This is a genomic window from Actinoplanes sp. NPDC048988 (assembly GCF_043197815.1).
In the GTDB taxonomy this organism is placed as follows: Bacteria; Actinomycetota; Actinomycetes; order Mycobacteriales; family Micromonosporaceae; genus Actinoplanes.
The window spans coordinates 540,547-555,653 of record NZ_JBICTW010000005.1 but is presented as its reverse complement, the minus strand read 5'-3'; the positions used below and the strand labels follow the sequence as shown (position 1 = coordinate 555,653).

Below are 15,107 nucleotides of genomic sequence, written 5' to 3'. Positions count from 1 at the left end.
CCCATGACGACTCGCGGGAACATATGGCCGAAGATCTGGCCGGAACGCCGGTCAGTGTCATCGAGCGGCAGACCGCCGAAAACGCGGACCGCATCCAGCGGGCGACCGGAGTCCGGCCCGGAACGGCGAAGAAGAAAGCGAACCTCGCCGCCGACCCCGGAAAGTCCGGATCATGGAGCCCGGTGCTCGACACGCCCGTCATTCCGGTCTTCACCGCGGTGCTGCCCAACGGAAAAGCCCTGATCTGGGACTCGGTCGGCGACAACTCGAGCGAGTCCTACCCCGACCACAACTTCACCCGCGCGATGGTCTGGAATCCGGCCGACGACACGTACAAACGCGTTGATCTGCAAGGCTCGAACATCTTCTGCGCCGGATTCGCCCACCTTCCGAACGGCAACATCCTGGTCGCCGGCGGAAATGCGAACGCACAGCTGGACGGCACCGTCCAAACGCACATCTTCGACTGGCAGAACGAAACCTGGACCCGCGGACAGGACATGGCGGGCGCGCGCTGGTACCCGGCGGTCGCCGAGACGGCGAACGGCGAAAACGTCATCGTCGGCGGCGGCCCGGAGATCTCCGAGGTCTATCAGGCGAACGGCGCCATTCGCCCCCTCACCGGATTCACCAAGTACAGTTCGCGCCTCTACGCCTTCATGGGCTCCCGCCCCGACACCCAGCTCGGGGTCATCGGCCCGTACACCACCGGCTGGACCGTCAACACGTCCGGCATCGGCATCGTCACGGCGACCGGCAACCGCGACAACCTGTTCCGCGACTACGGAAGCTTCGCCACGTACGACGTCGGCAAGACGGTCGTGGTCGGCGGCGGCAAGATGACCGAGGGCGGCGTGGCCGACGTGCCGACGAAGACGGCGGTGGTGATGAGCACCGGCGCCACCATGTTCCCGGCCACCACGTCGACCGGCTCCCTGTCGACCGGCCGCCGCCAGCTGAACGCGACCCTGCTCGCCGACGGCTCGGTCCTGGCCACCGGCGGCATGACGAGCGCCGCCGTCAACGTCAACGTCGACCTGGCCCACGCCATCACCACAGCCGAACGGTGGGACCCGGCAACCGGCCAGTGGTCCGTGCTGGCCGAGGCGAGCCGCATCCGCCAGTACCACTCGACGGCCGCGCTGCTGCCCGACGGCCGCGTCCTGACCGGCGGCGGCGGCGTCTGCGGAGCGTGCATGGCCGCCGGCTATCTGGAGAAGAACATCGAGTACTTCACGCCGCCGTACCTGTATAAAAAGGACGGTAGCGGCGCTCTGGCCGACCGCCCGGCGATCACCACCGCGCCGGCCACGGTAGGCATCGGCGCCACGTTCACGGTGTCGACCCCGCAGGCGTCGGCCATCCGCAAGGTGGGCCTGGTCGGCCTGGGCGACGTCACCCACAGCATCGACCAGGGTCAGCGCTACATCCCGCTGAAATACACGGTTTCCGGTACGGCCTTGACGGTCACCGGCCCACCGAACGGCGGCGTGGCCCCACCCGGCTACTACATGCTGTTCATCGTCGACGCCAACGGCGTCCCGTCGGTGGCCAAGACGGTCCAGGTGCCGAAGTCCCCGAACCCGCTGATGAGCCAGGTCAAAAACGACACCGGCCGCTGCATCGACCTCCCCGGCTCGTCCCTGGTCCTGAAGACCTACCTGCAGACCTACACCTGCAACGGCACCAGGGCGCAGGCCCTGACCCGCCTCCCCAACGACAAGTCCCTGCGCGTCCTGGGCAACTGCCTGGACATCCCCGGCCAGAACTTCGTCACCGGCCAGCGCATCTTCATCTACACCTGCAACGGCACCCCAGCCCAGACCTGGCAGTACGGCACCGACAAGACCATCCGCCCGGTCGCCAAGACCACGCTGTGCCTGGCTGCCGCCTCCTCGGCCGAACGAGCCCAGATCCAGATAGTCACCTGCACCGGGGCAGCCCTGCAGAAGTGGACGTGGTGATGACAGCGCGGAGGCCACTGACGGACGCGTGGCCGACACTGGCCAGGCTGGTCTCGGAGGGAAGGGCAGTGGCTCCTGTCACGCCGCACCGCCTTCGGCCTCTCCGGCTTCGGTGAGCGCGCTCAGGTCCTCTCGGGCCGCCAGCAGGCTCAGGCGCGGCCGGCCAGCCTTCAGGTGGAGCGGCTGGTCGAGGCGCTGGCCTGGATCGATGCCCGGCAGGCCGAGCATCTGAGGCGGCTGGGGGAGACGCGGTGAGGTACGTCCACGACGCGCCCGTGGGGCTGGTCTTCGCGTGTCTGACGAAGCCTGAGCATCTCACGCACGTCTGGGGGCCGGACGGGACCCGTACGCCGTTGTCGAACTTGAGGAGAAAGTCATGCAGGAGCTTGTCGGGCCCCAGTTTCAGGCCCTCGCCGACGCGCTCGCCGGGCAGCCGCCGACCGCCCCCTCGCTGTGTGCGGGCTGGGAGGTACGCCATGTGGTCGCCCACATGACTATGGCCGCCCGCTACGACGGGCCGGCGTTCATGGCCGAACTGGCGGCGGTGGGGCACGACTTCGACGCGCTGTCCGAGCGGGTGGCCCGCCGCGACGGTGACCTGCCGTTCGCGTCGCTGCTGGCCGACCTGCGCAGCGACACCATGGCCCGGTGGGCCCCGCCGGGCGGTGGCGCCGCCGGGGCCCTCAGCCACGTGGTCATCCACGGCCTCGACATCACGGCCGCCCTCGGCCTGCCGCGTGCGGCGAGCGACGAGGCCACCCGGCTCGTGCTCGACGAGCTGGCCGACGGCAAGCATTTCGGGGTCGACACCGGCGGGCAGCGGCTGCGGGCCACCGACCTGGACTGGGAGTACGGGGACGGCGTACTGGTCGAAGCGCCCGCCGGTGACCTCGTGCTGAAGCTCAGCGGCCGGCGCTGACGCCGGTGGGCTCGCGCCGGTAGTGCATGGCCACCGCCCCGTTGCGCAGCGGCTCCGCCGAGATGAGCTCGAGCCGGCGCGTGCTGGGCAGACCACCCGCGTACAGCGTCGGGCCGTGGCCGGCGATCCGGGGGTGGACGAGCAACCGGTACTCGTCGATCAGGTCGAGCCGGTCGAGTTCGGTCGCGAGCTTGCCGCTGCCGAGGAGGACGCCGTCCGGGTTGGCGTCCTTGAGTTTCTGTACGCCCTCGCGCAGATCGCCGGCCAGGTGGTGGCTGTTGGTCCACGGGAATTCCGTACGCGTGGACGAGACCACGTACTTGGGTTTGGCCTCCAGATTGACCGCCCACTCGCGCTCAGCCGGCGGCGCCTGCACGTCGCCGCGGGCGACGGCCGGCCAGTAGCTCTCCATCATCTCGTAGGTGACGCGGCCCCACAGCATGGCGCCGGCCTCGTCCATCAGGCGGGTGAAGAGCGCGTGCGTCTCGTCGTCGGCGATCCCCGCCTGATGGTCGACGCAACCGTCCAGGGTGACGTTGAGGCTGAAGGTAAGGAGTCCCATGCCCGGCGACTCTAACGTGGAGCGGGCAGTTTTCGGGTGATCGCCCGCTCGAAGCGTTCCCACGCCGCCCGGGTGAACGGGTGGCGCCCGTCGAGGATGAGGTCGGCGACAACCGGGCTTCGCCGCGTGTCCGTGCCGCCTCGGCGGGGGTGATCCATTCCCGGCTGACGGCGTCGTCGAGTTCGTCGTCGTCGGCGACGCCGACGGTCCGGCCGTGCCGGCTGAGCCGGGGGCGGGGATCGGTGCCGGACGGCGTGTCGTCGTCCGGCAGGTGCCAGAGGTCGAGTTCGAGGTCGACGAAGCTCCACGCGTCCCGGTCTCGAGTCACGGGGCGGCACAGGTCGACGGTGATCCCAGTCCCCGATTGCCGTTGAGCTTCTTCTTGGTGAGCTTCACGAGGCGGGGCATCGCTCAAAACTGGACCACCATGTTGACTGATAGTCTGCGCGAAGATAGTCTCTGCGCAGCCAATCGACGTGAGGAGCGGATCATGTGGCAGTACGAGCACAGTGCGGAGACCAGCGCGGCGCCCGAGGTTCTGTGGCGTCACTGGTCGGCGGTGGATCAGTGGCCGACATGGAACGCGGGGATCGAGAAGATCGAGGTGGACGGGCCGTTCGCGGTGGGCACCGCGTTCACGATGACGCCGCCGGGGGAGGAGCCGCTGCGGATGCGGCTGACCGAGGTCGTGCCGGGGCGGCTGTTCACCGACGAGATGGACGCGGGGGACTTCGTCGTCCGGACCGTGCACTCGCTGGAGCCCGCGGGGGCCGGGAAGACCCGGGTCGTCTACCGGACCGAGATCGACGGGCCCGCCGCCGACCAGGTCGGGCCGGAGCTGGGGCCGGCCATCACCGCCGACTTCCCCGAGGTCGTCGGGGCGCTCGTTCGGCTCGCCGAGAGCTGAGCCGTGGCCCTCGACCCGAACGACAGCCCGGGCTTTCTGCTCTGGCACGTCACGTTGCGCTGGCAGCGGGACATCACCGCGGCGCTGGCCCCGCTCGACCTGACCCACGTGCAGTTCGTGTTGCTGGCCACCACCTGGTGGCTCAACGCCCACGGTGAGCCGCCCAGCCAGCTCAGCGTGGCCCGGCAGGCGGGCACCGACGTCAAGATGACCTCCCAGGTGGTCCGCCGGCTGGAGGCCAAGGAGCTGATCCGGCGGGAGGTCGACGCGGCCGACACCCGGGTCAAGCGCCTGCGGGTGACCGAGCGCGGCGCCGAACTCGCCAAGGAGGCCGTCGCCGTCGTCGAGGCCACCGACGCCGCCTTCTTCGGCTCCCTGCCCGACCCGGGAGCGCTGCTGGCGATGCTCCGGCCGCTCGCCAACTGACCTGGGCCGCGAGCTAACTGACCAGGGCCGCGATCGCGGACTTGTCGAGGGCCGACAGCAGGGCGGCCGGATCCTCGTACACCTCGATCGCTCCGGCCTCCTTCAGCTCGCCGGCCGAGGTGCCGCCGCAGGCCAGGCCGATGCACGGGATGTCGACCTTGGCCGCGGCCTTGACGTCCCAGACCGAGTCGCCGACGAAGACCGCTGACGCCGGATCGATGCCGGACTGGTCGAGGGCGGCCTGGAGGATGTCGGGGGCGGGCTTGGTCCGCTCGGCGTCGGCCGACGAGGTGGCCGCCGTGATCACGTCGTCGGCGTCGATCACCCGGCGCAGGTGTTCGAGCTCGGCCGCCTGCGCCGACGACGCCAGGGCGACCGCGAGGCCGCGGCCGGCCACCGCGCGCAGGAGCTCCGCCGCGCCGGGCAGCGGGCGCAGCCGTTCCCACCACGCGCCGTACAGGACGTCGTGGGCGGTCGAGGACTCCTCGTCCTGGCCGTGGTCGCGGGACGGGCCCAGCAGATGGTCGAGCAGGTTGTCGGAACCCATGCCGATCGCCCGGTGGATCGCGGCCATGGGTACGTCGGCGCCCCGCTGGCGCAGCGCCTCCCACCAGGCGACCGTGTGCAGGTACGTGGAGTCGACCAAGGTGCCGTCGACGTCGAACAGGACTCCGGATCTCATCCCCGCGGGGTACCCAGGATTGCGGGCCACCAGACATACGGGTCACCCCTTCCCGGCCGGGTGGGGGATCAGGGCGCCGCGGCGGCCGACGGCCCAGACTCCGAGGGCGAAACAGCTCAGTGCGATACCGACGGCGCAGATCAATGTCCAGCCGCCGACCGGCCACAGGATCGTGGCCAGCGCCGAACCGGCCGCGCCGCCGAGGAAGTTGCTGGTCACGTAGATGGTGTTGAGCCGGCTGCGGGCCTCGCCGGAGAGCGCGAACAGGCGCGTCTGGTTGAGGATGCCGATGGTCTGCACCGCCGCGTCGAGCAGCACGATCGCGACCACGACGGCCACCACCGACCGCTGCCCGGTGAGGGCCAGCGTCAGCGACACCACGGTCAGCGCCCAGGCGGCGCCGGTGGCGGGGATCGAGCGCCCGCGGTCGTGCAGCCCGCCCGCCCGCTGCGCGGCCAGCGCGCCGACCAGGCCGGCCACCCCGAACAGGCCGATGACCTGGACCGAGTAGCCGAACGGGGGGCCGCTGAGCAGGAACGTCAGCGACGTCCAGAACATCGTGAACGTGCCGAACGCGGTGGCGGCCAGCACGGCCGTCCAGCGCGCGGTCCGCTCCCGGGCGATCACCCGGAAGACCGAGGCCAACAGCGTGGGGTACGGGATTCGCGACCGTACCGGCAGGGTGGGCACCGCCCGGTGGAGGACCAGGGCCGCGCCGGCCGCGACCACGGCCGCGACGACGTAGATGGCCCGCCAGCCGGCCACGCCGGCCACGAAACCGGCGACCGTCCGCGAGACGAGCACCCCGATCAGAATGCCCGAGATCACCGTGCCGACGATCCGGCCCCGGGTGGCGTCGTCCGCCAGGTCCCCGGCCAGCGGCGCGAGAATCTGGCCGGCCACCGCGGTCAGCCCGAGCAGGACGAGCGCGCCGAGCAGGAGCGGCAGCGACGGCGCGACGGCGCACAGCAGCGCGGCGGCGGACGAGCACAGCAGCACGGTCCGTACCAGGCGCCGCCGGTCGAGCATGTCGCCGAGCGGGACGATGCACAGGATGCCGGCCGCGTATCCGATCTGGGTGGCGGTGACCAGCCATCCCGCGGCCGCCTGGCTCGCGTGCAGGTCGCCGGCGATGAGGTCGAGCAGCGGCTGCGCCCAGTACAGGTTGGCCACCGCGGCGCCCGCGGCCACCGCGAACAGCAGTGTGAGCCGACGTGTCATCTCCTGAACTCCTTACCCCGTACCGATGTACCCCGTACCGATGTGGCGGCTCCGGAATGTCCACGGGAGCGTCGCGTGAATCCGTACCTCGGAAACGCTGTTCGACGTCCACACCGGCGGCACTGATCGAAGGGGGATGCGCACCTCGGCGCGGGGGTCAGGGACGGGCAGCATTCGGTGCATGTCCATCTGGCTTGTCACCGGCGCGTCCCGCGGGCTCGGTCACCACATCGCTTTGGCCGCGGCCTCGGCCGGGCACACTGTGCTGGCCGGCGTGCGCGACACCGACCGCCCGTACCCCGCCCTGCTCGAGGCCGGCGTCCGCGTGGTCCGGCTCGACGTCAGCTCCCCGGGCGACGTCGCGGCCGTGGCCGGCCTGGCCGAGCGTGAGTTCGGGCGGCTCGACGTGCTCGTCAACAACGCCGGCTACGGCCTGTTCGGGGCGCTCGAGCTGACCGGCGACGACGAGATCCGATCGCTGTTGGAGGTCAACGTCCTGGGTCTGATCCGGGCCACGCGGGCGGTGCTGCCGATGATGCGCCGGCAACGGTCCGGCCGGATCGTCAACATCGGGTCGGTGGGCGGCTTCACGGCCGTTCCCGGCTCCGGCGCGTACAGCGTCTCGAAGTTCGCGGTCGAGGCGGTGACCGAAGCCCTCAACGTCGAGCTGGACGGGCTCGGGGTGAGGGCGACGGTGGTCGAGCCGGGCCAGTTCCGGACGGACTTCCTGGACCCGTCGAGCGCCCGGACGACCGAGCGCCCCCTGATCGAGGACTATCAGGCGACCGTCGGTACGCGGCTTCGCGCTCTCCGGGCGGCCGACGGCAGGCAGCCCGGGGATCCGGCCAAGGCGGCCGCCGCCGTCGTCACCATCGCCGACGCCGCCGATCCGCCGGTCCGCGTCCAGCTCGGCCGCGACGCCCTGGACCGCGTCGAACAGAAACTGCTGGCGGTGGGGGCCGAGATGAGCCGGTGGCGGTCGCTGAGCGAATCGACCGGTTTCTGACCTGCGGATGACCATGGCCGGTCGTAGGGTTGGGGCGACAACCGGCGGAAGGACATACCGATGGCCAGGACCTGGTTCATCACCGGCAGCTCGCGTGGCTTCGGGCGGGAGTGGGCGACGGCGGCGCTGGAGCGGGGCGACCGGGTCGCCGCCACGGCTCGCAGCGCCGACTCTTTGAAAGACCTTGTTCAGCGGTACGGGAACCAGGTGCTGCCGCTGACGTTGGACGTGACCGACCGGGCGGCGGTGCTCGACGCGCTCAAGGCGGCCGACGACCACTTCGGGCGGCTCGACGTGATCGTCAACAACGCGGGGTACGGGCAGTTCGGCATGATCGAGGAGATCAGCGAGCAGGAGGCCCGGGCGCAGTTCGAGACCAACGTGTTCGGGGCGCTCTGGGTGACCCAGGGTGCTCTGCCCTACCTGCGCAAGGCCGGCGGCGGCAACATCATTCAGGTGTCGTCGATCGGTGGCATCTCGGCGTTCGCCAACATCGGCGTCTACAACGCCTCCAAGTGGGCGCTCGAGGGGTTCAGCCAGGCGCTGGCGCAGGAGGTCGCGCTCTTCGGGATCAAGGTGACGCTGGTCGAGCCGGGCGGCTTCAGCACCGACTGGGCCGGCTCGTCGGCGCGGCACGCGACGAAGCTCGACACGTACGAACAGGTGCGTGCCCAAGCCGCCGAAGCCCGCAGCAAGCGGGTCGCGAACCCGGGTGATCCGGCCGCGACGGGCGCGGTCATCCTCAAGATCGTCGACGCCGAGAAGCCGCCGCTGCGCGTGTTCTTCGGCGAGGCGCCGCTCGGCATCGCCACGGCCGACTACGAGTCCCGGCTCGCCGAGTGGCGCGAGTGGCAGCCGCTCGCCATCGAGGCGCAGGGGTGACCGGCTAGCGCCGGGCGTCGTGGTGCTGTTCGAGGACGGCCTCCAGGTGTTCGGCCGGCATCGGGCGGCCCAGCAGGTCGCCCTGGGCCAGCTGGCAGCCGGCCGACTGGGCGGTGTCCAGGTCGCCCGGACCGGCGACGCCGTGGGCGATGACCTCCATGCCCAGGCGGTGGCCCAGGGTGACGGCCACCTCGAGGACGGCCGGTTCGGCGAAGACCTCCTGGTCGATCTTGAGCAGGTCGACCGGGAGGATCCGCAGGCGGCTCAGCGAGGTGGGGCCGGTGCCGAAGTGGCCGACCGCCGTCCGGACGCCCTCGGCGCGCAGCCGGCCCAGCCGGGCGGCGACCTCGTCGACGCCGGGCTGGCGGACGTCGTCCTCGGAGACCTCGACGACCAGGGCCGAGTACGGCAGACCGTACGACTCCAGGGCGGTGTGCAGGCTCGCCTGGAAGGCCGGATCGGCCAGCTGGCGGGGGCGCACGGCGACGGCCAGCCACAGGCCGGGGTGCAGGCGGCGCCACCCGGCGAGCAGGCGGCACGAGGTCTCCAGGACCCGGCGGCCGATCGTGGCGAGGCTACCCAGCTCCTCGGCCAGGGCCAGCAGCTCGGCCACCGGGATCGTGCCCAGCGTGGGGTGCCGCCACACCGGCACGACCTCCACACCGGCCGGGCGCCGGCCCGGTAGCTCGACGACCACCTGGAAGAGCAGGTCGATCGCGGCGCCGGGCAGGTCCTGCTCGAGCGTGGAGCGCCGCAGCAGCCTGGTCTCCATCTCGGCCTCGTACCACTCGACGGCGCCGGGCGGCCCGGAGCGTACGGACCGCAGGGCGAGTTGCGAGCGGCGCAGCACCTCCTCGGCGGGCTGGTCTCCCGGCAGGTCGGCCAGCCCGGCCCAGGCGGAGAGGTGGGAGACCGTGCCGGCCGCCGTGTAGGGAGCCGACAGGGCGTTCACCAACTGGCCGGCGAGCAGGTGGGCCCGTACGGCGCCGCAGTGGGTCAGCACGGCCAGGCGGGTCTCACCGATGCGGGCCGGTACGTCGGCCGCGGCCACCCGGGACCGCAGCCGGCGGGCCGCCTCGACCAGCACCGACTCGGCCAGGGCGGGCCCGTGCACGTCGCCGATGGCGGTCAGGCCGCCCAGCTCGACCACGATGATCGCGGCCGCGTCGGGGATGAGGCCGGCCGCCCGGAGCAGTCCCTCACGGTTGGCCAGGCCGGTGTGCCGGTCGAGGTGGGTCTCCTGGCGCAGCGCCAGTTCCAGGTCGCGGGCGTTGCTGACGTCGCGGATGTGCACCACGAGCGTCTGGCCGGGCTCGGCCGGGTCGGCGCCGCTGGCGGTCCACTCGGTCTGGCGCCACCGCCCGAACCCGTCCCGCAGCCGGACCGCGATCCCGTCGGAGCCGGTCCCGGTGGCGTGCGGGGCGGCGAGGCGGGACATCAGGTAGGAGTGGACGTCCTCGGCCTGGCCGGGGTCGACCAGGACCGAGACGCAGCGGCCCAGGGGCAGGCCGAACTGGCGGAACGCGGCCGACGACTGCCAGCGCACGGCCAGGCTCGCGTCGAGGACCAGGGCCACGTCGGCGGCGCCGAACGTGAGGCTGCGCAGCCGGTTCTCCTGGTCGGTGAGGTGGCCCGCCTGGCGGCGCAGGGCGACCGCCGACACCCATTCCCGGGCCGCCACCACCGCGATGCCCAGGGTGCCCAGCATGATGGCCGTCGCGTCCACGCCGCCGCCGTTGAGCAGGTGGAAGACCGTGATCAGGGCCGAGCCGATGACCGGGACCGTGAGCAGAGGCAGGTCCGGCGGTGGCAGGGGCGCGAGGTCCGGGCGCAGCCGCACCGACCCGTACCACAGCAGGCCCCCGGCGACATTTATCGCCGCACCCGCGATGACCGCCGCGATGGCCGCGTTCGGTATCCCCGGATAGTCGAGGCCGATGACCAGGGCGGTCAGCCCGACCAGCGACAGCGCCGCGCCGGGACCGCACCACTGCAGTGCCGTTCGGTGGCGGATCGCGTGGACGCCGGCGACTCCGGCCGTGGTGGCCGCGCCACCGCCGAAGATCAGTGCCGTGATGGTCGCGCCGCGCTGCTCGCCGCCGTCGCTGAACAGCAGCAGCCAGGACGAGAAGATCAGGCAGGTCCAGACACCGGCGACGTCCAGGGCCGTACGCAGGCGGGCCAGCCCCGTGCGGCGCTGCGCCGGGCGCAGGATCGCCGGCAGGTAGAGGGTCGCCACGAAGAAGATGGAGACCAGCGGAATCTCGGCCGGCAGGGGCACACCGTCGACCAGTACGTCCGGCGCCACCAGGGTGGCGATGCCGCTGGCGGCGCCGGCCAGCGCGGTCAGGCCGAGCCCGCCGGCCAGCGCGAGGGCCCGGGCCGGTGGCCCGGCCGACCGGCCGGTGCGGGCCGCGCGGGCCATGACGACAGCGGTCACAGCCGAGGCCGCGGTCAGCAGGCCGGCCACGCTTCCGGTCGGCAGCAGGATGAACGCGCAGGCCAGCGCGACCGTCGCCAGCAGCGCGGGCACGATCAGCCGGAGAGGGGATCCGCCTGCCATGATGCAGAACCAACGAGCGTTCGCCGCGACGGTTACGGGCCGGGGAGAAAAATGGCAACTATCGATCGGGTCGAGGTCCTTGTCACGTCGCCGGGCCGCAACTTCGTGACGCTGCGCATCACCACCTCCGACGGCGTGACCGGCCTCGGCGACGCGACCCTCAACGGGCGCGAGCTGGCCGTCGCCTCGTACCTGCGCGACCACGTCGCGCCCCTGCTGGTGGGCCGCGACCCGGCCCGGATCGAGGACACCTGGCAGTACCTCTACAAGGGCGCCTACTGGCGGCGCGGGCCGGTGACCATGACGGCGATCGCGGCGGTCGACGTCGCGCTCTGGGACGTCAAGGGCAAGGTGGCCGGGCTGCCGGTCTACCAACTGCTCGGCGGGCGGTCCCGCGACGGGGTGCTGGTGTACTGCCACGCGAGTGGGGTGGATGTGGCGGCGCTCGTCGATGACGTCGCCGCGTACCGGGACAAAGGGTTTAAAGCGATCCGCGCGCAGGCGGCCGTCCCCGGCGTCAGTGGCACTTACGGCATTCGGAAGGGCGCCTTCTATGAGCCGGCCGCGACGGCTCTGCCCGAGGAACAGCTGTGGAGCACCGAGGCCTATCTCGACGTCGCGCCGAGCTATCTGGCCAAGGTGCGCGAGAAGTTCGGCTTCGGGCTGCACCTGCTGCACGACGTGCACCACCGGCTCACGCCGATCGAGGCCGCCCGGTTCGGCCGGAGCGTCGAGGAGCTGCGGCTGTTCTGGATGGAGGACCCGACGCCGGCCGAGAACCAGGAGGCGTTCCGGCTGATCAGGCAGCACACGACGACGCCGATCGCGACCGGCGAGGTGCTGAACTCGATCTGGGACGTCAAGCAGCTCATCACCGAGCAGCTCATCGACTACGTGCGCACGACCGTCGTGCACGCCGGCGGCATCACGCATCTGCGGCGCATCTTCGACCTGGCCGCGCTCTATCAGGTCCGCACGGGGTCGCACGGCGCGAGCGATCTCTCACCGGTGACGGTCGCGGCGGCCGTGGCCGTCGACATCGCCCAGCCCAACTTCGGCATTCAGGAACATATGGGCCACACGCTGGAGACGTACGAGGTGTTCCGCGGCACCCCCCAGGTCACGGACGGCCACCTGCACCCGTCGGAGGAGCCGGGCCTCGGCATCGAGTACGACGACGAGGTGGCCGCGAGGTTCCCGTACCAGCCCCGCTACCTGCCGGTCGCCCGCAACCTGGACGGATCAGTCCACGACTGGTGAGTGGACGACGGCGACCGTGCAGGCGCTGTGCCGCAGCAGGTGCTGGCTGACCGACCCCAGGAGCAGGCCGAGGAAGGGGCCGCGGCCCCGGCAGCCGACCACGACGAGCTGGGCCCGCCGGCTGGCGGCGGTCAGGGCGTCGGCGGCGTGCCCGGTGACGGGCTCGACCGTGCCGCCGAAGGTGGGGGAGACCTCCGAGCGGGGGCCGGTGAGGACGTGCAGCGGCGCGCCCCGGGCGGCGGCCTGCTCGGCCGCGAAGCGCAGTACCGGCTCCTCGGCGGCCGAGCCGTCGACCCCGGCCACGACGGGCGCGCCGGCGGTGGCCTGACCGCGGACCACGACGACGGGGCAACAGGCGTGGGCGCTGACCGTCGTACTCACCGTCCCGAGCAGATTGGCCACGGCGCTGTGGCCACGGCTACCGAAAACGACCATGGACGCGGACGCCGAGGCGTCGAGGAGCGCCTGTACCGGCGGCGAGTGCACCGCACGGACCTCGATCGGCACGTGCGGATGCGTGCGCCGGGCGTCCGCGACCACCTCGTCGAGCGCGGTGAGGACGGTCTGCTCCCACTCGCCGCCGGGCAGGACCTCGCCGACGTTCGACGGGATCCAGCTGGGCACCTCGTGGGCGTAGAGAAGAGTGACCGGCGAGCCGGCGTCGAGCGCCCACGCGACCGCGGCGCGCGCGTCGTGGGAGTGGTCGTAGCCGACGACGATGGTCACGCTTTTCCACCATACCGGTCAAACCGGCGCCGCGAGGGCCGGAGACAGGGCCGTGGTCGACGGGCGGATCGTGCCGTCGACGAAGATCGCGTACCAGAGGCAGAAGATCGCCACGGTCCAGACCTTGCGGGAGTTGTCGGCGTGCCCGGCCCGGTGCTCGGCCAGCAGCCGCCGGGCGTAGTCGAGGTCGAGCAGGTGCCGGGCGCCGGAGCCGGCCAGCAGGCCGTCCACCCAGTCGCCGATCGCGCCCTTGAGCCAGAGCCGGGTCGGGGTGGGGAAGCCCAGCTTGCGGCGGTCACGGACCGACTCGGGGACGATGCCGCGCATCGCCTCACGGAACGCGTACTTGGTGGCCCGGCTGTGCGGGGGCAGTTTCAGATCGGTCGGCAGGCCGGCCGCGGCCGCGTACACCGCCTGGTCGAGGAAGGGCACGCGCAGCTCCAGCGAGTGGGCCATCGACATGCGGTCGGCCTTGGTGAGGATGTCGCCCGGCAGCCAGGTGTGCAGGTCGACGTACTGCATGGAGGCGACGTCGTCGACGTCGGCCGTCTCGGCGTACAGCCGCGACGTGATCGCCGTGTGAGGTTCGGCGGTGAAGCGCATGAGCTCCGCCTTCTCGGCGGCCGAGAAGATCCGGGCGTTGCCGTAGTAGCGCTCCTCGATCGGCGTGGTGCCGCGCTCGATGAAGCTGCGGCCGCGCATTCCCTCGGGCATCGCGTGCGACAGGCCGCGCAGCCCGCGCTTGAGGCCGGCCGGCAGCCGCTCGACGTTCGCCAGCGACGACGGCTCGCGGTAGATGGTGTAGCCGCCGAACAACTCGTCCGACCCCTCGCCGGAGAGCACCACGGTGACGTACCGCGACGCGGTCTGGGCCAGGAAGTAGAGCGGGATCAGCGACGGATCGGCCACCGGGTCGTCCAGCAGGTAGACGATGCGCGGCAGCTCCCGGATCACGTCGTCCTCGGTGACCAGGGTCGGGGTCAGCTTCACGCCGAGCTGGTTCGCGGTGTCCTGGGCGATCTCGATCTCGGAGTAGCCGTCGGTGCCGAACCCGGCGGTGAACACGTGCAGGTCGGGCTTGACCTCGCGGGCCAGCGCGACGATGGCCGACGAGTCGACGCCGCTGGACAGGAACGCGCCGACCGGCACCTCGGCGTGCAGGTGCTTGTGCACGCTGTCGCGCAGGGCGTCGCGGATGCCGCGCTGAGCGTCCTCGGCCGTCATGGCCAGCGGGCGCAGCGACGGGCGGAAGTAGCGCTCCACGCGGATGCCGCCGCCGGCCGTCCAGGTCATCCGGTGGCCCGGGGGCAGCCGCTTGACCTGGCGGTGCAGGGTCAGCGGGTCCGGAACGTACTGGAAGGTCAGGTAGTGGGCGAGGGCGTCGGTGTCGAAGCCCGAGCGGGAACTGCCGCTGAACGACAGCAGGGCCTTGCGCTCACTGGCCAGGAACAGCCCGTCGACGGTCTCGAGGATGTAGAGCGGCTTGATGCCGAACGGGTCGCGCGCGGCGTGCAGGGTGCCGGTCCACCGGTCGTACGCCACGAAAGCGAACATCCCGCGCAGCCGCGGGAGAGCCGCCGGGCCCCAGAAGTGGAACGCGGCCGCCAGCACCTCGCTGTCACCCTCGGTAGCGAACGTGGCGGCGTGGTCGCGGATCAACTCGGCGCGCAGCTCGCGGTAGTTGTAGATCTCGCCGTTGAACACGACAGTCCACCGGTCCCGGTAGTGCACCGGCTGCTGGGCCTCGGCCCGGTCGATGATGGCCAGCCGCTTGAAGCCGAACGCGGCGCCGTCGGCGAACTCCACCTGGGTGTCGTCCGGGCCCCGGTGGTGCATCGACTCGAGCGCGCCGGCGAACGCGGCAGCGGACGCCTCATCCGGCGTTCCGGCGGCCGGGCGGCTGCTCACGAAGACGCTGAGCCCACACATACGTACCTCCCCAGATCGGTTCCGGGAAAACGTAGGTCGCAACCTGTGAAGAACTTGTGG

Annotated in this window: 14 protein-coding genes; 7 read left to right on the top strand and 7 right to left on the bottom strand. The window is 71.7% G+C overall.

Annotation, left to right across the window (positions count from 1 at the left end):
* Positions 1 to 23: 23 nt before the first annotated feature.
* A complete protein-coding gene (locus tag ACGFJ7_RS20515) occupies positions 24 to 1,964 on the top strand; it encodes a galactose oxidase-like domain-containing protein (RefSeq protein ID WP_360251536.1) in 1,941 nt (646 codons plus the stop codon).
* Between the two features lie 78 nt (positions 1,965 to 2,042).
* Here ACGFJ7_RS20515 and ACGFJ7_RS20510 read toward each other — a convergent pair whose 3' ends face one another.
* Positions 2,043 to 2,192 carry a hypothetical protein gene (locus tag ACGFJ7_RS20510; protein WP_360251533.1) on the bottom strand — a complete coding sequence of 50 codons (150 nt, stop codon included), beginning with the start codon at positions 2,190 to 2,192 and terminating at the stop codon, positions 2,043 to 2,045.
* A gap of 148 nt (positions 2,193 to 2,340) precedes the next feature.
* Here ACGFJ7_RS20510 and ACGFJ7_RS20505 point away from each other — a divergent pair, with 148 nt between their 5' ends.
* The gene (locus tag ACGFJ7_RS20505) at positions 2,341 to 2,883 is read left to right on the top strand and encodes a maleylpyruvate isomerase family mycothiol-dependent enzyme (protein ID WP_392643121.1); all 543 of its coding nucleotides are present in this window, start codon (positions 2,341 to 2,343) and stop codon (positions 2,881 to 2,883) included.
* On the opposite strand, the gene ACGFJ7_RS20500 is transcribed toward ACGFJ7_RS20505, so the two are convergent.
* A complete protein-coding gene (locus tag ACGFJ7_RS20500; protein WP_392643120.1) occupies positions 2,867 to 3,445 on the bottom strand; it encodes a dihydrofolate reductase family protein in 579 nt (192 codons plus the stop codon). The two genes, ACGFJ7_RS20505 and ACGFJ7_RS20500, sit on opposite strands and share 17 nt — an antisense overlap.
* A 490-nt stretch (positions 3,446 to 3,935) precedes the next feature.
* On the opposite strand from ACGFJ7_RS20500, the gene ACGFJ7_RS20495 reads away from it, so the two are divergent.
* Together ACGFJ7_RS20495 and ACGFJ7_RS20490 are read left to right on the top strand one after the other, a co-directional pair.
* Positions 3,936 to 4,352, top strand: a complete 417-nt coding sequence (locus tag ACGFJ7_RS20495) for an SRPBCC family protein (protein ID WP_360251521.1) — start codon at positions 3,936 to 3,938, stop codon at positions 4,350 to 4,352.
* A 3-nt stretch (positions 4,353 to 4,355) separates the two neighbouring features.
* Positions 4,356 to 4,778: a MarR family transcriptional regulator gene (locus tag ACGFJ7_RS20490; RefSeq protein WP_360251518.1), complete on the top strand. Its 423-nt coding sequence runs from the start codon at positions 4,356 to 4,358 to the stop codon at positions 4,776 to 4,778.
* A 13-nt stretch (positions 4,779 to 4,791) separates the two neighbouring features.
* Here ACGFJ7_RS20490 and ACGFJ7_RS20485 read toward each other — a convergent pair whose 3' ends face one another.
* Positions 4,792 to 5,460, bottom strand: a complete 669-nt coding sequence (locus tag ACGFJ7_RS20485) for an HAD family hydrolase (protein WP_360251515.1) — start codon at positions 5,458 to 5,460, stop codon at positions 4,792 to 4,794.
* A 42-nt stretch (positions 5,461 to 5,502) separates the two neighbouring features.
* Positions 5,503 to 6,681, bottom strand: a complete 1,179-nt coding sequence (locus ACGFJ7_RS20480; RefSeq protein ID WP_360251512.1) for an MFS transporter — start codon at positions 6,679 to 6,681, stop codon at positions 5,503 to 5,505.
* Positions 6,682 to 6,862: 181 nt separating this feature from the next.
* Here ACGFJ7_RS20480 and ACGFJ7_RS20475 point away from each other — a divergent pair, with 181 nt between their 5' ends.
* Both ACGFJ7_RS20475 and ACGFJ7_RS20470 read left to right on the top strand, forming a co-directional pair.
* Positions 6,863 to 7,687 (top strand): SDR family NAD(P)-dependent oxidoreductase, encoded by an 825-nt coding sequence (locus ACGFJ7_RS20475; RefSeq protein WP_392643118.1) that lies wholly within the window; start codon positions 6,863 to 6,865, stop codon positions 7,685 to 7,687.
* Positions 7,688 to 7,747: 60 nt separating this feature from the next.
* On the top strand, positions 7,748 to 8,569 hold the full coding sequence (locus tag ACGFJ7_RS20470; protein WP_392643116.1) for an SDR family oxidoreductase: 822 nt from the start codon (positions 7,748 to 7,750) through the stop codon (positions 8,567 to 8,569).
* Between the two features lie 4 nt (positions 8,570 to 8,573).
* On the opposite strand, the gene ACGFJ7_RS20465 is transcribed toward ACGFJ7_RS20470, so the two are convergent.
* On the bottom strand, positions 8,574 to 11,132 hold the full coding sequence (locus ACGFJ7_RS20465) for an EAL domain-containing protein (RefSeq protein WP_392643115.1): 2,559 nt from the start codon (positions 11,130 to 11,132) through the stop codon (positions 8,574 to 8,576).
* 51 nt (positions 11,133 to 11,183) lie between these two features.
* Between ACGFJ7_RS20465 and manD the strand changes: the two genes are divergently transcribed.
* Positions 11,184 to 12,392, top strand: coding sequence for a D-mannonate dehydratase ManD (manD, locus tag ACGFJ7_RS20460; protein WP_360251500.1), 1,209 nt, complete (start codon positions 11,184 to 11,186; stop codon positions 12,390 to 12,392).
* Here manD and ACGFJ7_RS20455 read toward each other — a convergent pair.
* A complete protein-coding gene (locus ACGFJ7_RS20455) occupies positions 12,375 to 13,118 on the bottom strand; it encodes a universal stress protein (RefSeq protein ID WP_392643113.1) in 744 nt (247 codons plus the stop codon). The genes manD and ACGFJ7_RS20455 overlap by 18 nt on opposite strands.
* Positions 13,119 to 13,136: 18 nt before the next feature.
* Positions 13,137 to 15,047: an asparagine synthase (glutamine-hydrolyzing) gene (asnB, locus tag ACGFJ7_RS20450; RefSeq protein ID WP_360251494.1), complete on the bottom strand. Its 1,911-nt coding sequence runs from the start codon at positions 15,045 to 15,047 to the stop codon at positions 13,137 to 13,139.
* Positions 15,048 to 15,107 lie beyond the last annotated feature (60 nt).

Excerpts from the sequence above, each read along its gene's own strand:
- ACGFJ7_RS20465 (WP_392643115.1), bottom strand. The coding sequence starts at position 11,132 with ATGGCAGGCGGATCCCCTCTCCGGCTGATCGTGCCCGCGCTGCTGGCG.
- ACGFJ7_RS20480 (WP_360251512.1), bottom strand. The coding sequence starts at position 6,681 with ATGACACGTCGGCTCACACTGCTGTTCGCGGTGGCCGCGGGCGCCGCG.
- manD (WP_360251500.1), top strand. The coding sequence starts at position 11,184 with ATGGCAACTATCGATCGGGTCGAGGTCCTTGTCACGTCGCCGGGCCGC.
- ACGFJ7_RS20505 (WP_392643121.1), top strand. The coding sequence starts at position 2,341 with ATGCAGGAGCTTGTCGGGCCCCAGTTTCAGGCCCTCGCCGACGCGCTC.
- ACGFJ7_RS20510 (WP_360251533.1), bottom strand. The coding sequence starts at position 2,192 with ATGCTCGGCCTGCCGGGCATCGATCCAGGCCAGCGCCTCGACCAGCCG.
- ACGFJ7_RS20515 (WP_360251536.1), top strand. The coding sequence starts at position 24 with ATGGCCGAAGATCTGGCCGGAACGCCGGTCAGTGTCATCGAGCGGCAG.
- ACGFJ7_RS20500 (WP_392643120.1), bottom strand. The coding sequence starts at position 3,445 with ATGGGACTCCTTACCTTCAGCCTCAACGTCACCCTGGACGGTTGCGTC.
- ACGFJ7_RS20495 (WP_360251521.1), top strand. The coding sequence starts at position 3,936 with ATGTGGCAGTACGAGCACAGTGCGGAGACCAGCGCGGCGCCCGAGGTT.
- ACGFJ7_RS20485 (WP_360251515.1), bottom strand. The coding sequence starts at position 5,460 with ATGAGATCCGGAGTCCTGTTCGACGTCGACGGCACCTTGGTCGACTCC.
- ACGFJ7_RS20475 (WP_392643118.1), top strand. The coding sequence starts at position 6,863 with ATGTCCATCTGGCTTGTCACCGGCGCGTCCCGCGGGCTCGGTCACCAC.
- ACGFJ7_RS20470 (WP_392643116.1), top strand. The coding sequence starts at position 7,748 with ATGGCCAGGACCTGGTTCATCACCGGCAGCTCGCGTGGCTTCGGGCGG.
- asnB (WP_360251494.1), bottom strand. The coding sequence starts at position 15,047 with ATGTGTGGGCTCAGCGTCTTCGTGAGCAGCCGCCCGGCCGCCGGAACG.